Consider the following 23850-nt stretch of genomic DNA (forward strand, 5'->3'; position numbering starts at 1 on the left):
TACTTCAGTCACACCTGTCAGAGAAGATGATTCCTAGAATGACCCCCGTTGAATAGCAGGTTATAATGCGGTATCGGCAGCGAGATAAAACGGGAAAGTACATCGCATGAATACTCAAGCATACATGATAGATTTGGGGCAAAAGGCACGCCATGCCTCACGTCTGATTGCAAAAGCAGATACGCAGCAAAAAAACAAAGCATTGTTTGCAATGGCAAAAGCGATTGATGAAGCACGTGCTGAGTTGATGAGCGCCAATGAAAAAGATTTAATGGCTGGTCGTGAAAAAGGACTGGATGCCGCCATGCTGGATCGTTTAGCACTGACGCCGGCTCGTATTGATGGCATGATCGAAGGCTTGAATCAGGTGGCGGCATTGCCAGACCCGATCGGGGGGATCACAGGTATGAACTACCGGCCCTCTGGGATTCAAGTGGGTAAAATGCGTGTGCCGCTGGGGGTGATTGGGATTATTTATGAATCTCGTCCTAATGTGACGGTAGAAGCGGCCAGTCTCTGCTTAAAATCAGGTAACGCGGCGATTCTTCGTGGTGGCTCTGAGTCGGTCAACTCCAACCTGGCAATTGCGCGTTGTGTTCGACAAGGCCTAGAGGTGGCCGGATTACCCCTTGAAGTCATTCAGGTTGTTGAGACTCCAGATCGAGAAGCGGTGGGCCATCTCATCACTATGCCTGAGTATGTGGATGTCATTGTTCCACGTGGCGGCAAAGGCTTGATTGAGCGTATTGCAAACGAAGCCCGAGTGCCTGTGATTAAGCACTTGGATGGTATTTGTCATGTGTATATCGACAAAGCTGCCGATAAAATCAAAGCCATCAATATTGCAATTAATGCAAAAACCCATCGCTATGGTACGTGCAATACCATGGAAACCTTATTGGTTCATGAATCGATTGCATCCGAGGTGTTGTCTGAGTTAGCCGAACGTTATCAAGCCACAGGGGTTGAGCTTAGAGGCTGCTCGCGTACGTTGAATCACTTGCCCGGCATTCTGCCTGCGACGGAAGAGGATTGGGCGACAGAGTATTTAGCGCCAGTGTTGGCGATTCGGATCGTTGCGTCCATGGATGAGGCAATCGCCCATATTAACCTGTATGGTTCACACCATACCGATGCAATTATTACTGAAAACTACACGGATGCGCGTGCGTTTTTACGTGATGTTGACTCAAGCTCAGTCATGGTGAATGCATCAACGCGCTTTGCCGATGGCTTTGAGTATGGTTTAGGGGCGGAAATTGGTATTTCCACCGATAAAATACACGCTCGCGGACCTGTTGGTCTTGAAGGGCTTACATCAGAAAAGTACATCGTTTTGGGTGATGGTCAGGTACGCGTCTGAGTGAAGATTGATCAGAATCCTTTTGTGTTCATGGGTGGGACTTTTGATCCCATCCACAATGGACATCTGCGTTCGGCGCTTGAACTGCAGCAGTGGTTAGGTTGTGAACAAGTGTGCTTAGTGCCCTCTGGACAACCCGTCCATAAACATTATGATGTCTGCCCCGCTCAACATAGGCTGGAAATGGTCAGGCTTGCGGCTCGCGATGCGTGGCGTTTGTCGGTCGATGATCGAGAAGTCAGTTCAGATACGCCATCCTATACGCTCAAAACCTTGCAGTCGTATCGTGAGGAGCTGGGAAGTGAGCGATCGATTATTATGGTTGTTGGAATGGATGCGTATCTAACGCTACCAACTTGGCAAGGATGGGATACTTTTCTGTCACTCTGTCATATCATAGCTGTGGCAAGGCCTGGGTATGATTACCGACCAGATGCCATAATGGATCACTACACACGTGCGCATCAAGTAAATAATGCACAAAAATTGAAAGATAGCGCCTATGGTCATGTATTCATTCATGAATTAACACCCTTGGGGATATCAGCAACACAGATTCGTCACTTGATACAACTCGGCCAAACACCCCGTTTTTTGCTGCCAGATCAAGTGTGGGAATACATTAAACAAAATAAGCTTTATGGCTTTAAATGAGGCAAACAGACTCGCAATGCAAACTGAGCAATTAATTAAAGAAGTGCAAACCATCCTGGAAGACATGAAAGCAAAGGATTATGTCCTCTTAGATGTACAGGGTAAATCAAGTGTTACCGATTATATGATGATCGTGAGCGGAACTTCTAAGCGCCATGTGATCTCTATAGCCAATGATGTGATGGAAAAGATCAAAAAAGCAGGCGTTAAGCCACTCGGGTCAGAAGGGCAAAACTCCGGTGATTGGATACTGGTTGATTTAGGAGATGTTGTGGTTCATGTGATGATGCCAGATGCGCGTGCATTCTACGATTTAGAGCGCTTGTGGCGCCATACGGATGATGAGCCGGTTACAGGCTGATGAAGTTACGCATTCTTGCTGTGGGCACGAAAATGCCAGATTGGGTTGAAAAGGGGTTTGCTGAGTACAGCAAACGCCTGCCCTCTGATTTTCAGATTGAACTGCATGAGATTTCCCCTGGCTATCGAGCAAAGGGGCCGATATTGCTCGTGCCATGAAAGCAGAAGGCGATGCTATCCTCGCAGCCATTGGTAAAAATGAGCACGTGGTGGCGTTAGTGGTGGAGGGCAAAAGCTGGTCGACGGAAACCCTTGCTGAACAAGCAGAGGGGTGGCGAATGAATGGCTGTAATGTGTGTTTGTTGATCGGAGGTCCTGATGGACTTGATGCGCGTTGTATAGCGGCTGCGCACCAGAAATGGTCCTTATCCGCACTGACATTGCCTCATCCTCTGGTTCGCATCGTTTTAGCTGAGCAGTTGTACCGTGCTTGGACGCTCCTCCAAGGTCACCCATACCACAAATAATCGGCTGCCATGTATTCTAACGATACGTTTAATCAATCCAGCAAAGAAAGTCGTACATTTACTCGAAGAGTGATTTTGGCGTTTCTGATTGTCCTGATTTTATTTTCAGTTTTAATCGGTCGTGTTTATTTTTTGCAAGTGGTCGAATATGAACGTTATACGGCCATTTCAGATCGAAACCGTATACAGCTGCAACCCGTTGCACCCAGGCGAGGTTTAATCTACGACCGAAATGGCATTCTGTTAGCGGACAATCAGCCTACCTTTAGCGTGACGTTGCTTCGAGAAGAAATTTCGAACATGGATGAGACGCTCGAAACGCTATCGGAGTTGATTGATATTGCCGAGCGTGATGTGGAACGCTTTAGGCAGAGGCTGCAGCAGCGTCGGCGTCCTTATGAAACCGTGCCCTTACGCTTTCGTTTAACGGAAGAAGAAATTGCCCGTATTTCTGTCAATTATCACCGTTTGCCTGGGGTTCAGGTCGAGGCTGATTTAATTCGCTTTTATCCGTTTGGAGAGTCCTTGGCGCATGTGCTGGGGTATGTTGGGCGAATTAATGAACGAGATCTTGAGCGCATAGACACCGCTAAGTATGCTGGGACGGATTATATTGGAAAGCTCGGTATTGAGCGCTTTTATGAGCCGATTCTCCACGGTGAAGTCGGTTTTCAAAAGGTAGAAACCAACGCGCGTGGTCGTGTATTGCGTATTCTGGAGCATGAAGATCCTAAACCCGGTGTTGATTTAAAACTAAGTTTAGACATTCAGCTGCAGCAATTTACCGAAAAAGTGCTGCAGGGCTGGAAGGCATCAGTGGTGGCTATCGATCCTGAAACCGGCGGCATATTGGCACTTGTCAGCACCCCTGCCTATGATCCCAATTTGTTTGTTACCGGGATATCGAATGCGGATTATAACGAGTTAAGAGACTCGCCTGATCTGCCGTTATTTAACCGAGCGGTCAGAGGTGGGTATCCGCCAGGTTCGACCATAAAACCCATCATGGCAATGGCGGCAATCGACAGCAACACCGTGCGAGCGGATTATACCATTTGGGACCCTGGTTACTATCAAGTGACTCAAGGTGGGCGTCGTTACCGGGATTGGCGTCGGGGTGGGCATGGTCGTGTGAATATGAATTTGGCAATTGCTCAGTCAGTCGATACTTGGTTTTATGACGTAGGGCATCGCATGGGGAATGAACCCATGGCGCATTACATGCGCATGTTTGGCTTTGGTGAAATCACAGCGGTGGATACGCCCGAGGCCATTCGGGGTGTTTTGCCAACACGTGACTGGAAGCGTGCCACGATGAATGAGCCTTGGTATCCAGGTGATTCGATCAATATGAGCATAGGGCAAGGCTATATGGTGGCAACACCTTTGCAATTGGCCATTGCTACAGCGGTTTTAGCCAATCGAGGGCGCTGGGTTCAGCCGCGCGTTTTGATGGGCGTGATCGATGAGACGAATGAGGGGGAAGAGCGCTTAACTTTACCGGATCTCGTCACTCAACACCCTGTTCCTGCCGATGTCGATGTTAAAAATCCAGATCTTTGGGGGCCCATTATCCAAGGAATGGTTGATGTAGTGCACGGTCCAACCGGAACGGCACGGCGTGTTGGTCAAGGAATGACGTACAAAATGGCAGGTAAAACCGGAACCGCGCAGGTGATTGGGATCGCGCAGGATGCTCGCTACGATGCCAGCAAAATAGACGCACGTTTTCATGATCACGCGTTGTTTATAGCTTTGCGCCAGTTGAGAATCCAGAAATTGCAGTGGCGGTTGTGGTTGAAAATGGCGGTGGGGGCTCTAGCGTGGCGGCACCGATTGCGCGAAAAGTAATGGATGCATGGTTGTCAGGGAACTATACACTGGATGATGAGGGCGAAATGCATGAGCATCGTGATTTTCAGCGGACAATGCCGGGGGCAAAAGCGCACTTTCAGCGATCCAAAAGTCTATGGAGCTATACCTGCTTAGATGCTTGGATGTTGCTTTTATTATGTGTACTCTGCGGCTTTGGACTCTACGTCCTGTACAGTGCATCGGGCCAAGACATCACCTATGTCGAACGTCAAGCGGTGCGCATGGGGGCTGGTTTTTTGCTGATGATTTTTTTGGCTCAGATTAACCCAAAAGTGTTTATGCGCGTCGCGCCTTGGCTTTATGTCGCTGGGGTGGCGTTACTCGTTGCCGTGCTTTTGTTTGGTGTGCAAGCCAAAGGGGCTCAGCGTTGGATAGCCTTGCCAGGGTTTAGATTTCAGCCATCCGAGTTGATGAAACTTGTGCTCCCTATGACGCTCGCCGCGTATATTGTTCGGCAGAGTTTACCGCCAACGTTGGTTAGGCTGTTGGTATCCTTGGTTTTACTGGCGGTTCCGATGCTGCTAATCATGAAGCAGCCTGATCTTGGGACCAGCTTCTTAATAGCGGCATCGGGGATCTTCGTAATTTTGCTTTCCGGTGTCTATTGGCGCTATGTGTTCCTAGCGCTAGGGGCCGCTGGCGCTGCATTGCCTGTTTTATGGAGCTTTATGAAGGAGTATCAAAAGCAGCGTGTGATGACCTTTATAAATCCAGAAAGCGATCCACTGGGCGCGGGTTGGAACATCATTCAATCGAAAACGGCGATAGGTTCGGGTGGGTTGTCGGGTAAGGGGTGGATGCAGGGAACTCAATCGCAATTGAACTTTTTGCCGGAATCACACACAGACTTCATTATTGCCGTGATTGGCGAAGAGCTGGGCATGCGAGGTATCGTCGTGCTCATGTGTATTTATCTGTTAATTATTTTGCGCGGGTTGCTGATTGCTGTGCGAGCACAAGACAGTTTTTCGCGTTTGTTGGCGGGCAGTATTACACTTACCTTTTTTATTTATGTTTTAGTTAATGTTGGAATGGTGACAGGGTTGATGCCTGTCGTAGGGGTGCCTTTACCGATGGTTAGCTACGGTGGAACCTCAATCGTTACTTTAATGGCAGGGTTTGGCATTTTAATGTCCATCTATTCTCATCCACAATTACGCAGGCATTAGGAGATCAAATGTCATGTTTTAAGCTGTTGCGAGCTGGAATTATTTCCTGCGTCGTATTGAGTTTTTTGGCAGGATGCTCGTCTAAAAGTACTGTGCAAACACCGCAAAAAAAACCTGAAGTGAAACCGCAAACCAATGCGGGTCGCTATTCAATGCAGCATGATAAAGCACCGATTAACCCACCTGATGTGAGTAAGGTGCCCAATGCAGTGCCGCGCTATGAGCCTTTGAGTCGCGGTGGAAACCGTTCACCCTATGAGGTTTTTGGGCAAACCTATCATATCCTGCCCAGTGCGAAAGGGTATAAAGAACAAGGAGGAGCCTCTTGGTACGGTTTGAAGTTTCATGGCCACTTGACGTCGAACGGTGAAGTCTATGACATGTATGAAATGACGGCTGCACATAAGAGTCTTCCTTTACCAACATTTGCACGGGTTACAAATCTTGATAATGGGCGATCGGTGATTGTTCGAATTAATGACCGTGGTCCTTTCCATGAAGGGCGGATTATTGACTTATCCTATGCGGCGGCGTATCAGTTGGATATCCTTCGCAACGGTACAGGGCGTGTGGAAGTAGAAGCTATTGTGATAGAGCCTTCTTGGTCTGACAACATCGCAGCCGCTAAGCCTGCACCTTCTCAGACACAGGAAATCCGTACGCAAGTGAGGACGGCATCCCCCGTAGTGTCATTAGATCGCCGCTATTTGCAAATTGGCGCCTTCTCAACTGAGGTGGCGGCTAAGCGTGCGCAAACGCAGGTCAGTAATTTATCTGCGGGTGTTCCTGTCGGGATTTATCCGGCACAAACCGCCAATGGTTCGGTGTACCGTGTTAAAATAGGGCCTTTTAACATCGGAGATTCTCTGGACTCCTTGATGGCCAGGTTGCAGTCAGCGGGGTATCATTCCGCTCATCTGGTGGATAGGCCTTGATGTACGTTAGACCGATTTTGTTTATTAACCGCTAACTGAAAGAACGGAATGTCATGTTTAAACAGTTTATAAAATCCCCAGCGAAGTGCTTAGTCCTCGTCGTTCTGCTATTGGTGTTTGTACCGGTGGCGCAGTCCAGCACGTTAATCCCAGCTCCTCCTCAAATAGGTGCGCGCTCGTATATTGTGATGGATGCGGATACAGGCAACGTCATCGTGGCTCATAATGAGCATGACCGTTATCCCCCGGCTAGCCTTGTGAAAATTATGACCAGCTACATTGCTGAGCAAGAAATCATTCGTGGTAACTTGGCAGAAAGCGATATGGTCAGCATCAGCGAAAAAGCCTGGAGAACCGGTGGATCTCGCATGTTTGTGCAAGAAGGCACACAGGTGAGTGTCATTGACTTGTTGCGTGGCATCATCATTCAGTCAGGAAACGACGCCTCGGTTGCCATCGCAGAGCATATTGCGGGCAGTGAAGAAGCCTTTGCTGATTTAATGAACCAGCATGCTCGTCGAATTGGCATGACCAATACTCAGTATCAGAATGCGACGGGCTTACCCGCCGAAGGACAGTATTCATCTGCATACGATTTGGCCTTGCTGTCACAAGCCTTGATTAATGACTCACCTCAGTATTACCCCATCTATGCTGAAAAGTATTTTGAGTACAATAAAATTCGTCAGCCGAACCGAAATCGTCTTTTATGGCGTGACGATAGCGTTGATGGTATTAAAACAGGGCACACCAATGAAGCAGGCTACTGTTTGGTGAGCTCTGCGATTCGCGATGGTATGCGTTTGATTACTGTGGTGATGGCTCCGCCAGTGAAGAAACGCGTGCTCAGGAAACGCAGCAGTTAATGTCGTTTGTCTATCGTTTTTACAATACCCACCAGCTGTATCCGGCCAATCAGGTGTTGAGTCAGCCACGGATTTGGGGCGGCTCTTTGGATCAACTGAAAGTGGGCGTGTCCAATAAGCTCGCGGTGACCTTGCCAAGAGGCAAAGAGGATGAGGTTGAGGTGACCTTAGACTTGCCACGCAGTATTAAAGCCCCCATTGAGATAGGACAAGAGCTCGGTCGTGTGGTTGTCAGCTTGAATGGAGAGGAACTCACCAGTGCGCCTTTGGTTGCCTTAGAGGCGGCCGAGCAAGGTGGATTAATTAAACGTATATGGCATATGATTTTACAGTTTTTCACTGGCCTGATCAGTTAAATAGAGAGATGCGCGCATGTCAGATTCGGTAGAGGCCCCAAAAATTGAGTTTCCGTGTGAGGATTACCCGATAAAAGTTGTAGGGAATAATGAAAATAACTTTTATGGGTTTGTCGTTGAGACGGTTCAAATTCATGCACCTGACTTGGATATCACACAGGTGACATTCCAAGACAGCCGTAATGGACGTTTTCAGTCTGTGCGCTTGAAAATTCGTGCAACGGGAGAGGCGCAATTGCAGGCATTATTTGAAGATCTAAAGGCGTCAGGCCGCGTGCATATGGTTCTATAATGCAAGACAAGGCGCTGATTATACGTTCATTGGGTGTGCAACCCTACGTATCGGTTTGGCATGCAATGCAAGCCTTTACCGATCAGCGTACGGAAACCACGCTCGATGAAATCTGGTGTTTAGAGCACGAGCCTGTGTTTACTCAAGGGCAAGCGGGTAAGGCTGAGCATCTGCTGAATCCGGGCGATATCCCAGTGGTTCAAGTGGATCGTGGTGGACAAGTGACCTACCACGGTCCCGGTCAGCTTGTGGTATACCTGTTACTGGATCTAAGACGACACAAACTGGGCGTGCGCGATGTTGTTACGGCAATGGAACAGTCCGTGGTTGAGGTCTTGGATCAGGTGGGAGTGCAGGGGTACGCCAAAAAAGATGCACCGGGTGTTTACGTTGATGAGCAGAAAATTGCGTCGTTAGGATTGCGTGTGAGGCGAGGGTGTTCATTTCATGGGTTGGCGTTAAACGTTGATATGAATCTAGAGCCTTTTTTACGGATTAACCCCTGTGGCTATGCCGGCATGCAAATGACGCAGGTTAAGCAGTTTGATAGCAACGTCAACTTAGACTGGGTATCGAGTCGACTGCTGAATAGCTTAGTCAACCAGCTTGGCTACACTGAGATTGAATACTCGACAGACCTTCATCAGTGATCAGGGTAATAAAACACGTACCCTGATCCGCAATGATGGCTTAGACGTCCTGTTAAACAACCTGGCTGAGCATTATTCAATGTTCTTCAGTAATTGCTCGATTAAGTCATCCATGCATACAATTCCCACCAGTGAATTATCATCCAGCACTAAGACACGTTTGACTTTGTTTTGTGCCATTAAGGATGCAACGTGTTTTAATGCAAGGCTTTGTCCTACCGAAATGGCGGGCTTTGCGCAAATGTCATAGACATTGATTAAATCGATATCACCGTTTTCAGCAATAATGGTCTTGATGATATTGGTATAGGTAATCAAACCATAGGCATCATGTTCGTTGGTTTTATCCACCACCAGTGACTTTAAACTGTGTCGCTTCATCAGGCTCAAGGCTTCACGAATGGTCGCAAACGGAGAAACGATGATGACATCGCGAACCATGACATCTTTAACCAGCATAAGAGAAGCTCCCGTTAAATAGAATCTTTAAGATGATTTTCAAATTTTGACAGTTGAGATAAGTCTATGCCACCTAAATGCTCGAGTGCAAAGGTGAAGACCACTCCATGAGATTTTTTATCTTTATCGATCAGTAATTCTTGAATGGCTTTTAGAATTTCCAGAGATAAGCCTTTTTCCAACACCATCAGGACAACTGATTGGCTCCCTTCATAGGTCATACCGAAAAAGGTTTTCTTGGTGTTGTTGCCGATTCCTCTTCCACCTAGGATCGTGATGCCACCCGCACCTAAATCACGAGCATTATCAACTACTTTTTGTTCCAGCTCTTCTGGAACAATCGCCACTAAAACAGAAAACTTCATGATTCTACCTTGTTAAATTTAGTCAACAGGTCTGCCACGATGGCGTAGCACATGACAGAGACAATAGGAAAAATGGATGCAAAAGCGATCAAACCAAAGCCATCGATTAATACGTTGCGTCCTTCAATATGGGTCGCTAAGCCTATGCCGAGCGCTGTTACTAAGGGGACGGTAACCTCTGAGGTGGTGACCCCGCCTAAGTCAAAGGCCAGTGCCGTGATGTACTTGGGCGAAATGATCGTTAGCAAAATAACTAAGGTGTATCCTCCAATAATGAAATAGTGAATAGACCCTCCAGTAATTAAACGAAAGACGCCAATCGTGATCCCAACAGCCACGCCCAATGCCACCATTAAACGAATGGCATTGCCTTTAATACGTCCACCCGATGCTTCTTCTGCTTGTTGACCGACGGCAATCAGGGCGGGTTCGGCCATGGTGGTGGCAAATCCAATCATAAAGGCGAACAAATAGATAAAGCCAAAACGATTGAGGTTAATAAGCTGCTCCGCCATGCTGTAACCGATGGGAAACAATCCAATTTTAAGCCCAACAACAAAGGCATAAAGACCAATGATGACCAGCAAAAAACCAAAAGCAATTTTGGGTGGGTTTGAGAGCGGGCGTTTCAGAATGATGTACTGAAAGAAAAGAATAGTGATGATAATCGGTAAAACATCTCTGAACATCGTCAGCAAGTCTAAGAGGGCCGTGACGAGGGCATGTTGGGTTGCTTGCTGGGTAACCGCTTGGAAAACGGCTTGAGTCTCGGCCGTGAGGGAGTACACCACAATGCCATAGAGTTGAACGCTAATCATGGGTACCATTACCGCAAGCGCGACCAGGCCAAAACCATCGATTAAGGGGTTACGTCCTTTAATCGACGATGCCAGTCCTATGCCTAACGCGGCAATCAATGGAACGGTGACAATATTGGTGGTGACACCGCCGGAGTCGTAGGCCAAGCCGACAATTTCTTCAGGGGCAAAAAACGTTACCAGTACCACTAAAATGTAGCCGATGATCATATACCAGTGAATCGCATGACCGAAAATAATTCGGAAGACGCCGAGTGCGATAACCAAACCAACAGAAATGGCAACGAGGATGCGCAGTGTTAATGCATCGACTCGTCCCTCGCTGATCTCCATTGCTTGATTGGCAACGGCAATCAGAGCAGGCTCAGCCACCACCGCAGAAAAGCCCAAGGCAAAACCAAAGGTCAGTAAGATCGGGATAGAGCCTTTGCGCGCAAATTGATTCGAAAGACTCTTGCCGACTGGAAAGATACTGAGATCCAAGCCTTGTAAAAATAAGGCGACGCCAAACGCGACGATAAGAAGACCAAATGCCATGTTCAGACTGTTGTCTGGCATTTGTTGTAAGATGATCAGTTGAAAAAACAATACGACTGCGACAATGGGCAGTAGGTTTTTGAGTGCATGCAAAAACGCATGTCCGAAGCTTTTCAGAAACAAGAATTGAGCCTCTTATGTTGCTGACGAATCAGTTTTATTAATTGTTTGATAAATAAGAGTTAATTTGTTCATCACTCATCTAAGCAACATCATAATTAAATGAGATGACAATTTCACCACATTTATACGTAAAAATGTAATTTGCCTTGTATCCATTGATCTGGCGCAATGTTGTCTCGATGTGAGGCTTGAGTGTCCGCTCAAGCATTTTTTCGCTAGAATAGCAGCGCACGAATTTAAAACAGATCAAATAGATCTGTGTATGGCTAAATAACTCGAGTGAGCCGTTTACAGTATGTACATAATTATTTTGGGCGCAGGGCAAGTGGGCGGCACTGTGGCCGAAAATCTTGCCAGTGAAGCAAACGACATTACCATTGTTGACAGTGATGTTGGCCGTTTGCGGGAGTTGGCGGATCGTCTCGATATTCGAACGATAGAGGGGTCAGCTTCGAATCCAAGTGTGCTTGAAAGTGCAGGGGCAAGGGATGCTGATATGTTGATTGCCGTCACGAATAGTGATGAGGTGAACATGATTGCCTGCCAGGTGGCTCATACCTTATTTAATGTGCCCACAAAAATTGCACGCATTCGAGAGCATGACTATTTATATGGCGATCATGCGCTGTTTGGCAGCAAAGCCATGCCCGTTGATGTGCTGATTAGCCCGGAAGAGCTGGTTACCCTGCATATCAAAAAGTTGATCCAGCACCCTGGAGCACTGCAAGTGCTCGATTTTGCCGATGGCAAAGCCCAGTTAGTTGCCGTCAAAGCCTACTATGGCGGTCCTCTGGTTGGCCGCGAAATCGCTTACCTGCGCACACACATGCCCAATATAGATACACGAGTTGCCGCCATATTTCGGCAGGATCGGGCCATATTGCCGCAAGGGGATACTATCATCGAAGTCGATGATGAAGTTTTCTTTATCGCTGCCAAGCCTGATATTCGTTCGGTGATGAGTGAGTTGCGTCGATTGGATAAGCCTTACAAACGCATCATTATCGCGGGTGGGGGCAATATCGGTTCGCGTTTAGCATTGAGTCTAGAAGCCGATTTTCAGGTCAAGCTAATTGAGCGCAGTTTGCCCCGATGCCATGTGTTATCACGCCAACTGAACCGCACAATTGTGTTGCATGGCAGTGCATCGGATCGCGAACTACTGGTAGAAGAAAACATTGACGATACCGATGTTTTTTGTGCGCTGACCAATGATGATGAGGCCAATATCATGGCCTCCATGTTGGCTAAGCGCTTAGGGGCACGTACCGTGATCACCTTAATCAACAACCCTGCCTATGTTGATTTAGTGCAGGGTGGCGTGATTGATATTGCCGTTTCACCTCAGCAAAGTACGATAGGCGCGCTGCTAACTCATATACGTCGTGGCGATATTGTTGCCGTCCACTCCTTGCGTCGCGGAGCGGCTGAAGCTCTGGAAGCTATCGCGCATGGCGATAAGGCTCATCGAAAGTGGTAGGGCGGACGATAGAGGATATCGATTTGCCACCGGGAACCACCATCGGGGCCATTATTCGAAACGATAAAGTGCTGATTGCCCATGATGATATTGAAATCCAAAATGATGACCATGTTATTTTATTCTTGGTAGATAAACGCCGAATCTTGGAAGTTGAGCGTCTTTTCCAAGTGGGTTTGACCTTTTTCTAGACGACGGGCTAGTGTATGCACTTTCGATTGACTTTACGTGTGTTGGGGCTCTTGTTGATGCTCTTTAGCTTCACGCAGCTTCCGCCCTTAGCCATCTCTGTTTACTATGATGACAGCGCGCGTTTTGCGTTTATGGCCTCCTTTTTCATTCTTTTATGCATTGGGTTCGCAATTTGGGTGCCTGTGTATCGTGTAAAAGGTGAATTGAGAGTCAGAGACGGGTTTTTAATCACAGTGTTGTTTTGGTCTGTACTGGGTTTATTTGGTGCGACACCCCTTTACTTAGCGCCCGAGCCGCAAATGTCGTTCGTGGATGCTGTGTTTGAGTCTATCTCGGGGTTGTCGACCACGGGGGCGACCGTCATCACCGGGTTGGATCATCTCCCCAAATCCATTTTGTTCTATCGTCAGCAATTGCAATGGTTGGGTGGGATGGGGATCATTGTCTTGGCTGTGGCCATACTGCCTATGCTTGGTATCGGGGGGATGCAGCTTTACAGAGCGGAAATTCCAGGACCTGTGAAAGACACCAAGTTGACGCCGCGCATCACGGAGACCGCCAAGGCTTTATGGTATATCTATGCTGCGTTAACTCTTTTGTGCGCGCTGGCCTATTGGTTGGCAGGAATGACCCCCTTTGACGCCATTGGCCATAGCTTCTCGACTGTGGCCATCGGTGGCTTTTCAACCTATGATGACAGTATCGGCTATTTCAATAATCCCATGATCGAGCTGATCGGCATCACGTTCATGATCATATCGGCGATGAACTTTGCCCTGCATTTCTTTGCTTGGCGGCAACGCTCTTTGCTGCACTATCTTAAAGATCCTGAAGTTCGCTTTTTTTTAAGTATTCTAATGATCACGTTTGTGATTACGCTTGCGGTGCTGATTATTCATCAAACCTATGACTCGGTTGATGCGTTACGACGAGCCGCATTTATGACCGTTTCGATTGCAACCACTGCAGGGTTTAGCAATGGTGAGTTTGCAAATTGGCCGGTCATGTTGCCGTTTATGCTATTTATTACTGCTTTTATTGGCGGTTGTGTGGGGTCAACAGGCGGTGGCATGAAGGTGATTCGGATCCTGCTGATTTTGAAGCAGGGCTATCGTGAGTTACAACGACTGGTGCATCCGAATGCTGTGTTCCCGGTAAAGTTAGGCAATCGCACCATTCCTGATAACGTCTTGCAGGCGGTGTGGGGGTTTTTCTCTGTTTACCTGTTGGTCTTCGTCATTATGTTAATTGCCTTGATGGGCACAGGCTTGGATCAAGTCACGGCATGGTCTGCCGTGGGAGCTACCATTACGAACCTAGGGCCGGGTCTAGGGGATGTGGCAAGTAATTTCGGTGATATTAATTCGACCGCTAAGTGGATTTTATGCTTCTCCATGCTGTTAGGGCGTTTAGAAGTCTTCACTTTATTGGTGTTGTTTACCCCTGTTTTTTGGCGCCGTTAATCCTATAGTGTTGTTGGGCGATGCAAAAAATCAATCGCCTAATTAAAGTTTCAATTCGGATAGTCTCTTTCACAGTGCTAGCATAGTCTGCAATTACGATAGAGGCGCACAGCCTCTTTTTTCATTTTTCAATTTCACATCCTAGTCGGTTAGGAGAAAAACAATGATAAAACTAGGCTTAATCGGTCAAGCGATTCAGCAGTCTCGCTCGCCTGCATTACACACAATGTTGGGTAACATTCATGGCTTAGAATTAACCTATGAAATGCATATTCCCGATGATGGCAGTCCTGAAGCCTTCAGAGCGACTTTGCAGCGCATTCGGGATGAAGGCTATCGCGGAACCAATGTCACCTATCCCTATAAGCAGGTTGCCATTGAGTCCGCCCAAATATTGCATCCTGAAGTGGCTCATGTCGGCGCGAGTAATACATTATTGCTTGGACAGGATATAGAAGCCTTTAATACCGATTACACAGGGTTTATGAAAGGGTATCGTGCGCGTGTTGGCGATCAGGATGCCGGTTCAGTGCTGTTGGTTGGAGCGGGAGGTGTCGGGCGCGCCGTGGCGTTCGCGCTGGGTGAGCTGGGTGCAACTGACGTTAAGGTATTTGATTTGAACACAGCCGGTGCCGAGTCCCTTGTCAACGCTTTGCAAACTGCGGGCATTGTTGCGACTCAGGTCGGCAAAGAAGAGTTGGCTGAGGCGGCATTGCAAGCCGATGGACTGGTAAACTGCACCCCAGTGGGTCACTACAAAACGCCGGGTAATCCATTGGATCGTGCGTTGTTTGTTGATCAGAAATGGGCCTTTGATGCCGTGTATACGCCGATTGACACAGAATTTATGGTCGCGGCACATGAATCGGGTTTGGCGGTTGTCTCCGGATTTGATTTGTTTATCCATCAAGGCATTGATGCCTTCGAGCACTTTACGGGTGAAAAGGTGGATGAGCAGGGCATTAAGCGCGAGTTTATTCGCAGATTTGACCTTAAAAGTAATTTACTGGGCTAAGCCTGGTTCTTCGATTAGGATACTGAAAGGATAGTCTATGCAGGCCGTGCTCAATATTACAGCGCCGATCTTCTTTATCATTTTTCTAGGATATATCAGCGTTCGTTATCGCCTCATTCCTAAAGAAATGCTGTTAGGGTTAAGCCGTTTCGTGTTGTATGTCGCTTTACCTGCACTGATCTTTATCAAGGTATCCAGTATGCCGATTGATCAGTTGTTCTATCCGGCGTATTTGATCATCTATGGCGTAGGCTCAATTTGTGCCTTGTTTACAGGCGTTCTGATCAGTCGTTACCTGTTTAAAGACAGCTTAGGCGTGTCGGGTGTGAGGGGCATGGGGTCGGCTTTATCCAATAGCTCGTTTATTGGCTTCCCCATCCTTTTGCAGTTCTTTGACCATGCACCCACGCAGGCCTTCGCGATGACGGTGATGATCGAAAACATCCTCATCCTACCCATTGCCCTAATCTTTGTTGAGTATGCGTTTGGGCGCTCTGAGCACGGGAGTATCAAGGCGCAGTGGCTAGGTATCCTGAAGCGAGTGAGCACCAACCCGATTATTATTTCCGTGTTTGCGGGTGTTCTCTTTTCTGTTCTGGGGCTGTCTTTACCTGCCTTTATGGACGTTGGGCTTAACTTGTTAGCCTCAGGCGCGGCGGCCGCAGCATTGATTGTGATTGGTGGCTCCTTAGTGGGTGTAAGCATTAAAGGCAGTTACAGCCGCATTGGTAGTGTGAGCTTGGCGAAATTGGTTATTCATCCGTTGTGGGTGCTGGTTTTCATCCAGTTTTTCCCGACGATGCCCAATGATTTGAAAATGGCGGCGATCTTGTTTGCGGCCATGCCGATGTTTAGTATTTACCCCATTTTGGGGGGCGAGTATGGTCAACGAGAGTTTTGCGCCAGTACCTTGTTGGTTACGACGCTCTTCTCTTTTATCAGCGTCAGTGCGCTGATCCATATGTATAGCTAATGAATGGTGGCTTCAGTGGAGTTAAACATGAAAAAAATAATGGTATTAAACGGCCCTAATTTAAACCTATTGGGCACGCGTGAGCCAGCTCAATATGGCTACGAAACACTGGCGGATGTTGAAGTAATGTGCCGTTCGATGGCGGCGCAGTATGGTTTAGAGGTGGATTTTCGGCAAAGCAATCATGAGGGTGACCTGATTGATGCGATCCATCAAAGTGGAAAAGAGGTCGCAGCGGGTGAGTCTCTAGGGGTTGTGTTCAATCCAGGTGCTTATACTCATACGTCGATTGCGCTGCATGATGCCATTAAAGGTGCCGATGTGCCTGTAATCGAAGTGCATATTTCCAATGTGCACGCGCGTGAAGCATTTCGCCATCACTCCTACATTTCACCTGTCGCCAGTGGTATTTTGGTCGGCTTAGGGGTGCAGGGGTATGTGTTGGGCATTCAAGCATTGGCGCATAAACGCGGTTTGGCCAAGTTAGATTGATAACAGGCTAAGTAACAGAGCCAGCGTAAAGAACGAGCAAATCGTTGTCATTAACAAGGCGCTGGCGCACAGGTTACGATATCCATATTGACTACCAAGAATGGGATAGATGCTCATCATCGGCACCGCCGCGAGCAGTATCGCTCCCATCTGTAGGGTTGAATCATAGCTCGGTAATAGCCAGATCATCAGCAACATCATGGCGGGATGTAGAATCAATTTCCCGCTGACAATCAAACTAACATCTGTCAAATTCCCCTTTAGGTTTGTCCCGACAAGGGCTCCCCCTAACACGATCAGAGCAAGCGTTGCTGATGCACCTGAAAGCATGTTGAGCACGCGGTCCATGACTTCAGGAAGGTCTAAGTGCAAGGTTGAAGCTAAAACGCCCCCTATCACGGCCAACACCAATGGATGCTTTAGTAAACGCCAAATTACGCTAAAGAAGGTTCGTAATGGACTCACGTCCTGTCTGCGCGCCACGCTCAATTCTAAAATGAATAAAGCAATGGGGATGATCAACATATTTTCAATAATCAACGCCATGGCAAATGCGGCTGTCGGGGGGTGTTCGAATGCGAGCAGCATGACCGGGTAGCCAAAAAATGCACTGTTCGAGTTCGAGATGCCCAGGGCTTTTAAACCGCTTTCGGTTAAGTTCTTTTTAAATACATAGCGGGTGATCAGAAGTCCCAGGCCTAGGGCTAATAAAGAGCCGCCAGCATAGGTGGCTAAGAAGAGAGGGATGATCACCTCATCAAATTCCATACGGGCCAAGGTGCTGAAAATCAGGGCAGGCAGCGTAAAGAATAAAACGATTTTACTCATGCCTTGTACCGCTTCGACTGGGACAAGCTTCGTTTTGACAGCCATGTACCCCAGTGAGATCAAAATAAATATTGGCGCGGTGGTGGCCATAATTGCAAACATGCGTGCGTTACTTTTTTTGAATGTGAATCAGAATAGATTGCATAGGCAAACGCAGGGTAAGTCCGCGCATTTGTGCTAGCATTTTCCTATCAAGTATTGGCTTTTATGCCGACTAAGCATAATTCATAGTTCAATTTTCGTATAAGAAAAAAAGATAACAGGACAATAAAATGAAAACAGCTCTAGCGACGGTGACATTATCTGGCACCTTACGTGAAAAATTTGCAGCCGCTGCGCGAGCAGGATTTGATGGGGTCGAGATTTTTGAAAATGATTTGACCCAATTCGAAGGCAGCGCAAAGGATGTGCGCTTAATGGCTGACGATTTCGGACTTGAAATTATAGCCTTGCAGCCTTTTCGCGACATGGAAGGCATGCCGGAACCTCAACGCCGTCTTAAGTTTTCAATGTTTCAAAAAAAGATGCAGTTGGCGCACGAGCTAGGAACCCAACGCTTACTTTTCTGCAGTAATGTCCAAGCCTACTCTTCAGCTGATCGCGAGCGCTGTGCAGCGGACTTACACGAACTGGCGGTAATGGCCGCTCAAGAGAATATTAAATTAGGTTACGAAGCCTTGGCTTGGGGGTATCACATTGCAGACTACCCCGATGCATGGGATTTGGTAAAGCGTGCGGATCATCCTAATTTGGGGATTGTACTTGATACCTTTCACATGTTTTCTCGTGGCAATACATTGGATTGCTTACGCGATGAAATCACGCTCGATAAAATTGCGCTTGTGCAAGTGGCCGATGCACCGAGTTTGCAAATGGATGTTTTACAGTACAGTCGTCATTTCCGGTGCTTTCCTGGACAAGGGGACATGCCCGTTGTTGAGTTCTTGAATGTGCTCAAGGCAAAGGGGTTTGATGATTACCTTTCGCATGAAATTTTTAATGATGAGTTCCGTTCCTCCTCGCCCTTGAAAAAGGCGATTGATGGAAAGCGCTCCTTGCTGTGGCTGGATGATCAAACCTCAACACTTGAGCCTGCATTTAAAACGCCAAGTGTTGAGGATATTGAGTTTGTAGAGTTTGGAATAGATGTGCAAGGATCAAATGAGCTGATCGATCTGCTCGAGAGCTTAGGGTTTAGCGAGACGCACCGCCATAAGTCTAAAGATGTAAGCTTGATGCGGCAGGGCAATATTAATCTGATTTTGAATAGAGAGCCGCAAAGCCAAGCGCGGGAGCACTATCAGCAACACGGTGTGTCTGTTTGTGCATTGGCTTTAGCGTGCAATGATATTAAATCGACTCTGGCGTTAGCGAGCGTTATCAATGTGAGCGCTTCAGTCATCAAACAGGGCCGGGTGAGCTGAATATTCCCGCCATACGCGGCATTGGTAACAGTCTTGTCTATTTTGTGGATGCTAAAAGCAAAGTGCGTTTTTTTGATGTCGATTTTGAAAAGATCGATGAGTCCGATAAAGGCATAGGCCTGAATCGCATTGATCATATGGGGCAAACGGTCTCCAATACGGACTTTCTTTCAGCCGGATTCTTTTACAAATCCTTATTCGATTTTTCGATTGAAGCCAGTCAGGACTTGTCGGATATCTATGGCTTGGTGGTCAGTCGAGTGGCGGTTAGCCCTAATAAGAAAATTCGTATTCCACTGAACATGACCAATGCTCGCCATGCTTCCGCCTCGCGTTTTTTGAATAAATCCAAAGGCTCTGGCGTTCAGCAAATTGCCTTTTCCTGCGAGGATATTTTTGAGGTGGTCGCTCAGGTTGATGCGGTTCACTTATTGTCGATTCCCGAAAATTACTATCGGGATCTTGATGCGCGTTTTGATTTGGAGGCTGAGTTTGTCGCGCGCTTGCAAAGGTATAACCTTCTCTATGATCGCAACGAGGACGGCGAGTTTATACATTTCTATACCTTGGAAACCAACGGTGTGTTTTTTGAAGTGGTCCAACGTCTTGGCAACTATGACCGTTATGGCGAGGGGAATGCATTTGTCCGTTTAGCGGCGCAAGCGCGTCATGAAGCGGCTAAATTCGCCAGCGGTTAGTGGCGTTAACCCTATGAGTTATGCCGGACGCTTTCTTAGGTTGGTGTTTGGCTATTACACAAATTCCTATAGGCTGTTAGGGATGTATGCCTTGATATTAGAGGCTATTTGTTGGGTTGTTTTGCTATTATGAGGTTTGGTTATCTAAAAATACAATAGCATTTTTGTCAAAATGAAATGGCTTCCCGTCCCATCTGCCTCAATACTGATCGTGTCTTAAAATAACATTGAGCGGTCTGAAAAGTGCGCGTCTTCGCGTGTTAAAAGCACTATAAAGATGACTTGCAGGCCGCACTCGGATACGAGCTCCGAGCTGGATAGAGGATACTTACATGATCATTGATTGCCACGGTCATTACACCACCACGCCTCCCCAAGTAGGTGAGTACCGTGAAAAACAAAAAGCGTTACTGGCTGAAAACCCAGACCACATCGGTGAAAAGGGGCAGATTATCATCAGTGACGATGAAATCCGTGAAAGTATAGAAAAGAACCAGTTGCGCTTACAGCGTGAACGCGGCACCGATATGACCATTTTTTCGCCACGGGCGAGCTGGATGGGCCATCACATCGGAAATGAGCACACCAGCCGTTTTTGGACTGAACAACAAAATGACTTAATCCGCCGTGTGTGCGATTTATATCCGCAGAATTTTGCGCCAGTGGCTCAATTACCCCAATCACCGGGTGTTTCTCCAGCTAAGTCTGTTGCCGAGATCGTACGGACTGTGGAAGAAATGGGGTTTATCGGCATTAACCTGAACCCTGATCCCAGCGGTGGTTTCTGGAACGATGTGTCTTTGTCGGATCGAGCGTTTTATCCCATTTACGAAAAAATGGTGGAATATGATATTCCAGCCATGGTACACGTCAGTGCGTCGTGCAACAGCTGCTTTCATACCACAGGATCTCATTATCTAGGTGCGGACACGACGGCCTTCCAGCAGCTCATGATGTCTGATGTGTTTAAAGACTTCCCCACATTAAAGATCATTATTCCGCATGGCGGTGGTGCTGTTCCGTATCATTGGGGACGCTTCCGTGGCTTGGCGCAAGACGCAGGTTTGCCACCTCTGGAAGAGCTGGTGTTGAAAAACGTGTTCTTCGATACCTGTGTATATCACCAGAAAGGGATCGATCTATTGCTGGATATCCTTCCGGTTGAAAACATCCTATTTGCGTCAGAAATGATTGGTGCCGTCCGCGGAATTGATCCTGAAACGGGTCATTATTTTGACGATACCAAACGTTACATCGACAACAACACGCGCTTAAATGAGAGTGAAAAAGCACAAATATTTGAGCATAACATTCGCCGTGTTTTTAGCCGTCTGAAGGTGTAATAGGAGTCTCCATGAATAAGCCAGTTGTAGTACAAACTATTGAGCGTGTAGAGTCATCCATTATTGAAGGATTGGCGCAATGTGGTGTAGCGACCATTCATGAGTCGCAAGGACGTAAAGGGCTGCTGGCGCATTATATGCGACCAATCATCGATGATATTTGCATCGCAGGCAGTGCCATCACTATTTCCGGTGCACCGGGTGATAATTGGATGATGCATGTGGCCATTGAACAAGCCCAAGCCGGTGATATGTTGGTCTTTTCACCGACGTCTGCCTGCGATGATGGTTTCTTTGGCGATTTGTTAGCGACCTCTGCGCAAGCGCGCGGTGTTGTCGGACTGATTATTGATGCCGGCGTGCGTGATATTCGTGATTTGCGCAGAATGCACTTTCCCGTTTGGTCAAAATGCGTACACGCTCAGGGCACGGTAAAAGAAACCCTGGGTTCCGTTAATATTCCAATCGTCTGTGCACAAGCCTACATCCAGCCAGGCGATGTTATTGTTGCGGATGATGACGGCGTTGTTGTGGTACGTCGGGAGGAGGCCGCTGAGGTGTTGCGTTTATCCTTAGAGCGCATGCAGCGCGAGGAAGATAAGCGTGTACGTCTGGCCAACGGTGAGTTGGGGTTGGATATCTATGATATGCGCCCGCGTTTGGCTGAAAAAGGGCTTAAGTATGTCTAACGCCATTCCTTGTATGTGGATGCGCGGTGGAACGTCTAAAGGTGGCTTTTTTCTGGCCTCTGATTTACCCAGTGACAGTGCGCTGCGCGATGAAGTGTTGTTGAAAGTGATGGGCTCACCAGACCCGCGTCAAATTGACGGTATGGGGGGAGCCGATCCGTTAACGTCGAAGGTTGCCGTGGTCAAACCCTCTGTGCGTGAAGATGCGGATGTCGATTACTTATTTCTGCAAGTTTATGTAGATCAAGCCTTGGTGAGTGATGCGCAAAACTGCGGCAATATGCTAGCCGCCGTCGCGCCCTTTGCCATTGAGAGAGGACTGGTTCACGCCGATGCCGACGAAACGCTGGTACGAATTTTCATGGAAAACACAGGGCAAGTGACGCAGGCTCGTGTCGCAACGCCTAGGGGGCAAGTGAGCTATCAAGGTGATGCGCGCATTGACGGTGTACCGGGCAGCGCAGCAGCGATCCCCTTAACCTTTATGGATACGGCGGGCTCAAGCTGTGGCAGCTTACTGCCAACAGGCAATACAGTGGATATTATTGAAGGGGTCGAAGTGACCTTAATCGATAACGGTATGCCTGTCGTTGTGCTGAATGCAGCGGATTTTGATATCACTGGGCAAGAAACACGAGACGAGCTGGAGCAGAACGAGGTTCTAAAAGCGCGCTTAGAGGTGATTCGCTTAAAGGCAGGACCCCTCATGAACCTAGGGGATGTGACTCACAAATCCGTCCCTAAAATGAGCTTGGTCAGCGCACCTACGCGGGGCGGGAGTTTGTCAACGCGGACCTTTATTCCTCATCGTTGCCATGCCTCCATTGGCGTTCTAGGAGCCGTGAGCGTTGCGACCGCAGCCATGCTACCCGGATCCCCCGCAGCCAAAGTGGCTGATTTAACACCTTCTCACTCAACGCAGTGTGAAGTTGAACATCCCATCGGTTCCATGACCGTGATCCTTGAGAGTGAGGGCGGGCACGTCACTTCCGCCGCTATTTTACGAACGGCTCGCAAGCTGTTTGACGGCCAAGTCTTTGTCTAAACATAGTGAACATTTTAATAATATAGGTATAAAAACGATGGATGCTGATTATTTACCCTTTCATCCCAGCCCCAGTAAGCCCAAGTATCAAGCGCCAGCCGGAGCGGTAGATGCGCATTGTCATGTCTTTGGTCCAGCGGATCAGTTTCCCTACCACCCAAAGCGCAAGTATACCCCTTGCGATGCCTCGAAAGAGCAGTTATTCAGCCTGCGTGATTTTTTGGGTTTTGAACGCAATGTGATTGTGCAAGCGTCCTGCCATGGCACCGATAACGCCGCATTGATCGACGCCCTCAACGCAGCGGGAGAACTCGCTAGAGGGGTGGCCGTTGTTGATCCGGCCATTACTGAAGCGGAGTTGCAAGAAATGCATGACGCAGGTGTCCGTGGGGTGCGGTTTAATTTTGTGAAGCGTCTAGTGGACACAACGCCTAAAGAGGTTTTCTTGTCGATTGCCGAGAAAATAAAACCTCTGGGCTGGCATATTGTTGTGTATTTTGAAGCACCGGATCTTGAAGGGTTGATTCCTTTCTTAAAGCAACTGGATAGTGTCATCGTGGTTGATCACATGGGACGTCCTGATGTTGAAAAGGGTGTAGATCATCCTGATTTTGAACGTTTTGTGAATCTATTGGCCGATAATCCGAATATCTGGACCAAAGTCAGCTGTCCAGAGCGTCTGACGCTGCAAGCGCCGGACTATTCTGATGTGGTTCCGTTTGCCAAAAAACTGGTTGAGCGTTTCCCGGATCGTGTGCTTTGGGGCACCGATTGGCCGCATCCGAATATGAAGTCTCATGTACCTGATGATGGTCATCTTGTGGATGTGATTCCACAGATTGCGCCGACAGCCGAACTCCAGCAAGCTCTGCTGGTCGATAACCCTATGAGACTCTATTGGTCCTAAGCGGCGGAGAAT

General features: G+C 47.8%; 23 protein-coding genes and 3 pseudogenes. 22 read left to right on the plus strand and 4 right to left on the minus strand.

Annotated features, from left to right (window positions below):
- The first annotated feature begins 106 nt into the window (after nucleotides 1-106).
- The 11 genes and pseudogenes from D791_RS13165 to lipB all read left to right on the plus strand — a co-directional run bounded on the left by D791_RS13165 (nucleotide 107) and on the right by lipB (nucleotide 8987).
- Nucleotides 107-1363, plus strand: coding sequence for a glutamate-5-semialdehyde dehydrogenase (locus tag D791_RS13165; protein ID WP_036512497.1), 1257 nt, complete (start codon nucleotides 107-109; stop codon nucleotides 1361-1363).
- A complete protein-coding gene (gene nadD / locus D791_RS13170; RefSeq protein WP_237748646.1) occupies nucleotides 1364-2017 on the plus strand; it encodes a nicotinate-nucleotide adenylyltransferase in 654 nt (217 codons plus the stop codon).
- Nucleotides 2018-2033: 16 nt separating this feature from the next.
- Nucleotides 2034-2378 carry a ribosome silencing factor gene (rsfS, locus tag D791_RS13175; protein ID WP_036512653.1) on the plus strand — a complete coding sequence of 115 codons (345 nt, stop codon included), beginning with the start codon at nucleotides 2034-2036 and terminating at the stop codon, nucleotides 2376-2378.
- Nucleotides 2378-2844 (plus strand): annotated as a pseudogene (rlmH, locus tag D791_RS13180) (23S rRNA (pseudouridine(1915)-N(3))-methyltransferase RlmH). The gene rsfS and the pseudogene rlmH overlap by 1 nt, the downstream one beginning before the upstream one ends.
- Nucleotides 2845-2853: 9 nt before the next feature.
- Nucleotides 2854-4695, plus strand: a complete 1842-nt coding sequence (gene mrdA / locus D791_RS13185; protein ID WP_337588649.1) for a penicillin-binding protein 2 — start codon at nucleotides 2854-2856, stop codon at nucleotides 4693-4695.
- A 47-nt stretch (nucleotides 4696-4742) separates the two neighbouring features.
- Complete coding sequence (rodA, locus tag D791_RS13190) at nucleotides 4743-5888, plus strand: rod shape-determining protein RodA (RefSeq protein WP_081763874.1); 1146 nt, start codon at nucleotides 4743-4745, stop codon at nucleotides 5886-5888.
- Nucleotides 5889-5896: 8 nt separating this feature from the next.
- On the plus strand, nucleotides 5897-6823 hold the full coding sequence (locus tag D791_RS13195; protein WP_036512499.1) for a septal ring lytic transglycosylase RlpA family protein: 927 nt from the start codon (nucleotides 5897-5899) through the stop codon (nucleotides 6821-6823).
- A 53-nt stretch (nucleotides 6824-6876) separates the two neighbouring features.
- Nucleotides 6877-7689: a D-alanyl-D-alanine carboxypeptidase family protein gene (locus D791_RS13200; RefSeq protein WP_337588650.1), complete on the plus strand. Its 813-nt coding sequence runs from the start codon at nucleotides 6877-6879 to the stop codon at nucleotides 7687-7689.
- On the plus strand, nucleotides 7689-8045 hold the full coding sequence (locus D791_RS21810) for a hypothetical protein (protein ID WP_337588651.1): 357 nt from the start codon (nucleotides 7689-7691) through the stop codon (nucleotides 8043-8045). The genes D791_RS13200 and D791_RS21810 overlap by 1 nt, the downstream gene beginning before the upstream one ends.
- 16 nt (nucleotides 8046-8061) lie before the next feature.
- Nucleotides 8062-8337, plus strand: a complete 276-nt coding sequence (locus D791_RS13205; RefSeq protein WP_036512502.1) for an HP0495 family protein — start codon at nucleotides 8062-8064, stop codon at nucleotides 8335-8337.
- Complete coding sequence (lipB, locus tag D791_RS13210) at nucleotides 8337-8987, plus strand: lipoyl(octanoyl) transferase LipB (protein ID WP_036512505.1); 651 nt, start codon at nucleotides 8337-8339, stop codon at nucleotides 8985-8987. Before D791_RS13205 ends, lipB begins: the two co-directional genes overlap by 1 nt.
- 72 nt (nucleotides 8988-9059) lie before the next feature.
- Here lipB and D791_RS13215 read toward each other — a convergent pair whose 3' ends face one another.
- Genes D791_RS13215 through D791_RS21815 form a run of 3 tightly spaced genes read right to left on the minus strand, consistent with a single transcriptional unit; the run spans nucleotide 9060 to nucleotide 11289 of the window.
- Nucleotides 9060-9446 (minus strand): CBS domain-containing protein, encoded by a 387-nt coding sequence (locus tag D791_RS13215; RefSeq protein ID WP_036512508.1) that lies wholly within the window; start codon nucleotides 9444-9446, stop codon nucleotides 9060-9062.
- Nucleotides 9447-9460: 14 nt separating this feature from the next.
- On the minus strand, nucleotides 9461-9811 hold the full coding sequence (locus D791_RS13220) for a P-II family nitrogen regulator (protein WP_036512510.1): 351 nt from the start codon (nucleotides 9809-9811) through the stop codon (nucleotides 9461-9463).
- Nucleotides 9808-11289, minus strand: coding sequence for a DUF1538 domain-containing protein (locus D791_RS21815; RefSeq protein WP_036512513.1), 1482 nt, complete (start codon nucleotides 11287-11289; stop codon nucleotides 9808-9810). Before D791_RS21815 ends, D791_RS13220 begins: the two co-directional genes overlap by 4 nt.
- A 295-nt stretch (nucleotides 11290-11584) precedes the next feature.
- Here D791_RS21815 and trkA point away from each other — a divergent pair.
- The 5 genes and pseudogenes from trkA (at nucleotide 11585) to aroQ (ending at nucleotide 16904) form a co-directional block, all read left to right on the plus strand.
- A pseudogene (gene trkA / locus D791_RS13230) lies at nucleotides 11585-12960 on the plus strand (Trk system potassium transporter TrkA).
- Nucleotides 12961-12975: 15 nt separating this feature from the next.
- Entirely contained in the window at nucleotides 12976-14424 is a 1449-nt protein-coding gene (locus D791_RS13235; RefSeq protein WP_036512516.1) for a TrkH family potassium uptake protein, read from the plus strand.
- A gap of 163 nt (nucleotides 14425-14587) precedes the next feature.
- Nucleotides 14588-15439: a shikimate dehydrogenase family protein gene (locus D791_RS13240; RefSeq protein ID WP_051514525.1), complete on the plus strand. Its 852-nt coding sequence runs from the start codon at nucleotides 14588-14590 to the stop codon at nucleotides 15437-15439.
- A 37-nt stretch (nucleotides 15440-15476) separates the two neighbouring features.
- Nucleotides 15477-16412 carry an AEC family transporter gene (locus D791_RS13245; protein ID WP_036512519.1) on the plus strand — a complete coding sequence of 312 codons (936 nt, stop codon included), beginning with the start codon at nucleotides 15477-15479 and terminating at the stop codon, nucleotides 16410-16412.
- A gap of 27 nt (nucleotides 16413-16439) precedes the next feature.
- Nucleotides 16440-16904 (plus strand): type II 3-dehydroquinate dehydratase, encoded by a 465-nt coding sequence (gene aroQ, locus D791_RS13250; protein ID WP_036512521.1) that lies wholly within the window; start codon nucleotides 16440-16442, stop codon nucleotides 16902-16904.
- Here aroQ and D791_RS13255 read toward each other — a convergent pair.
- Nucleotides 16896-17834, minus strand: coding sequence for an AEC family transporter (locus D791_RS13255; protein ID WP_036512524.1), 939 nt, complete (start codon nucleotides 17832-17834; stop codon nucleotides 16896-16898). The two genes, aroQ and D791_RS13255, sit on opposite strands and share 9 nt — an antisense overlap.
- A 170-nt stretch (nucleotides 17835-18004) precedes the next feature.
- Between D791_RS13255 and D791_RS21065 the strand changes: the two are divergent.
- The 6 genes and pseudogenes from D791_RS21065 to D791_RS13280 all read left to right on the plus strand — a co-directional run.
- Nucleotides 18005-19185, plus strand: a pseudogene (locus D791_RS21065) (sugar phosphate isomerase/epimerase family protein); the annotation flags it as partial.
- Between the two features lie 15 nt (nucleotides 19186-19200).
- A complete protein-coding gene (locus tag D791_RS21070) occupies nucleotides 19201-19854 on the plus strand; it encodes a hypothetical protein (protein ID WP_237748650.1) in 654 nt (217 codons plus the stop codon).
- A gap of 332 nt (nucleotides 19855-20186) precedes the next feature.
- Nucleotides 20187-21197, plus strand: a complete 1011-nt coding sequence (locus D791_RS13265) for an amidohydrolase family protein (protein ID WP_036512527.1) — start codon at nucleotides 20187-20189, stop codon at nucleotides 21195-21197.
- An 11-nt stretch (nucleotides 21198-21208) separates the two neighbouring features.
- On the plus strand, nucleotides 21209-21886 hold the full coding sequence (locus tag D791_RS13270; RefSeq protein WP_036512530.1) for a 4-carboxy-4-hydroxy-2-oxoadipate aldolase/oxaloacetate decarboxylase: 678 nt from the start codon (nucleotides 21209-21211) through the stop codon (nucleotides 21884-21886).
- The gene (locus D791_RS13275) at nucleotides 21879-22931 is read left to right on the plus strand and encodes a 4-oxalomesaconate tautomerase (protein ID WP_036512532.1); all 1053 of its coding nucleotides are present in this window, start codon (nucleotides 21879-21881) and stop codon (nucleotides 22929-22931) included. Before D791_RS13270 ends, D791_RS13275 begins: the two co-directional genes overlap by 8 nt.
- A gap of 37 nt (nucleotides 22932-22968) precedes the next feature.
- A complete protein-coding gene (locus D791_RS13280) occupies nucleotides 22969-23838 on the plus strand; it encodes an amidohydrolase family protein (protein WP_036512535.1) in 870 nt (289 codons plus the stop codon).
- The last annotated feature ends 12 nt before the right edge of the window (nucleotides 23839-23850 follow it).

The sequence above is a fragment of the Nitrincola nitratireducens genome (assembly GCF_000585235.1).
GTDB lineage: Bacteria > Pseudomonadota > Gammaproteobacteria > Pseudomonadales > Balneatricaceae > Nitrincola > Nitrincola alkalisediminis.

Excerpts from the sequence above, each read along its gene's own strand:
- D791_RS13165 (WP_036512497.1), top strand. The coding sequence starts at position 107 with ATGAATACTCAAGCATACATGATAGATTTGGGGCAAAAGGCACGCCAT.
- rsfS (WP_036512653.1), top strand. The coding sequence starts at position 2,034 with ATGCAAACTGAGCAATTAATTAAAGAAGTGCAAACCATCCTGGAAGAC.
- mrdA (WP_337588649.1), top strand. The coding sequence starts at position 2,854 with ATGTATTCTAACGATACGTTTAATCAATCCAGCAAAGAAAGTCGTACA.
- rodA (WP_081763874.1), top strand. The coding sequence starts at position 4,743 with ATGCATGAGCATCGTGATTTTCAGCGGACAATGCCGGGGGCAAAAGCG.
- D791_RS13195 (WP_036512499.1), top strand. The coding sequence starts at position 5,897 with ATGTCATGTTTTAAGCTGTTGCGAGCTGGAATTATTTCCTGCGTCGTA.
- D791_RS13200 (WP_337588650.1), top strand. The coding sequence starts at position 6,877 with ATGTTTAAACAGTTTATAAAATCCCCAGCGAAGTGCTTAGTCCTCGTC.
- D791_RS21810 (WP_337588651.1), top strand. The coding sequence starts at position 7,689 with ATGTCGTTTGTCTATCGTTTTTACAATACCCACCAGCTGTATCCGGCC.
- D791_RS13205 (WP_036512502.1), top strand. The coding sequence starts at position 8,062 with ATGTCAGATTCGGTAGAGGCCCCAAAAATTGAGTTTCCGTGTGAGGAT.
- lipB (WP_036512505.1), top strand. The coding sequence starts at position 8,337 with ATGCAAGACAAGGCGCTGATTATACGTTCATTGGGTGTGCAACCCTAC.
- D791_RS13215 (WP_036512508.1), bottom strand. The coding sequence starts at position 9,446 with ATGCTGGTTAAAGATGTCATGGTTCGCGATGTCATCATCGTTTCTCCG.
- D791_RS13220 (WP_036512510.1), bottom strand. The coding sequence starts at position 9,811 with ATGAAGTTTTCTGTTTTAGTGGCGATTGTTCCAGAAGAGCTGGAACAA.
- D791_RS13235 (WP_036512516.1), top strand. The coding sequence starts at position 12,976 with ATGCACTTTCGATTGACTTTACGTGTGTTGGGGCTCTTGTTGATGCTC.
- D791_RS13240 (WP_051514525.1), top strand. The coding sequence starts at position 14,588 with ATGATAAAACTAGGCTTAATCGGTCAAGCGATTCAGCAGTCTCGCTCG.
- D791_RS13245 (WP_036512519.1), top strand. The coding sequence starts at position 15,477 with ATGCAGGCCGTGCTCAATATTACAGCGCCGATCTTCTTTATCATTTTT.
- aroQ (WP_036512521.1), top strand. The coding sequence starts at position 16,440 with ATGAAAAAAATAATGGTATTAAACGGCCCTAATTTAAACCTATTGGGC.
- D791_RS13255 (WP_036512524.1), bottom strand. The coding sequence starts at position 17,834 with ATGTTTGCAATTATGGCCACCACCGCGCCAATATTTATTTTGATCTCA.
- D791_RS13265 (WP_036512527.1), top strand. The coding sequence starts at position 20,187 with ATGATCATTGATTGCCACGGTCATTACACCACCACGCCTCCCCAAGTA.
- D791_RS13270 (WP_036512530.1), top strand. The coding sequence starts at position 21,209 with ATGAATAAGCCAGTTGTAGTACAAACTATTGAGCGTGTAGAGTCATCC.
- D791_RS13275 (WP_036512532.1), top strand. The coding sequence starts at position 21,879 with ATGTCTAACGCCATTCCTTGTATGTGGATGCGCGGTGGAACGTCTAAA.
- D791_RS13280 (WP_036512535.1), top strand. The coding sequence starts at position 22,969 with ATGGATGCTGATTATTTACCCTTTCATCCCAGCCCCAGTAAGCCCAAG.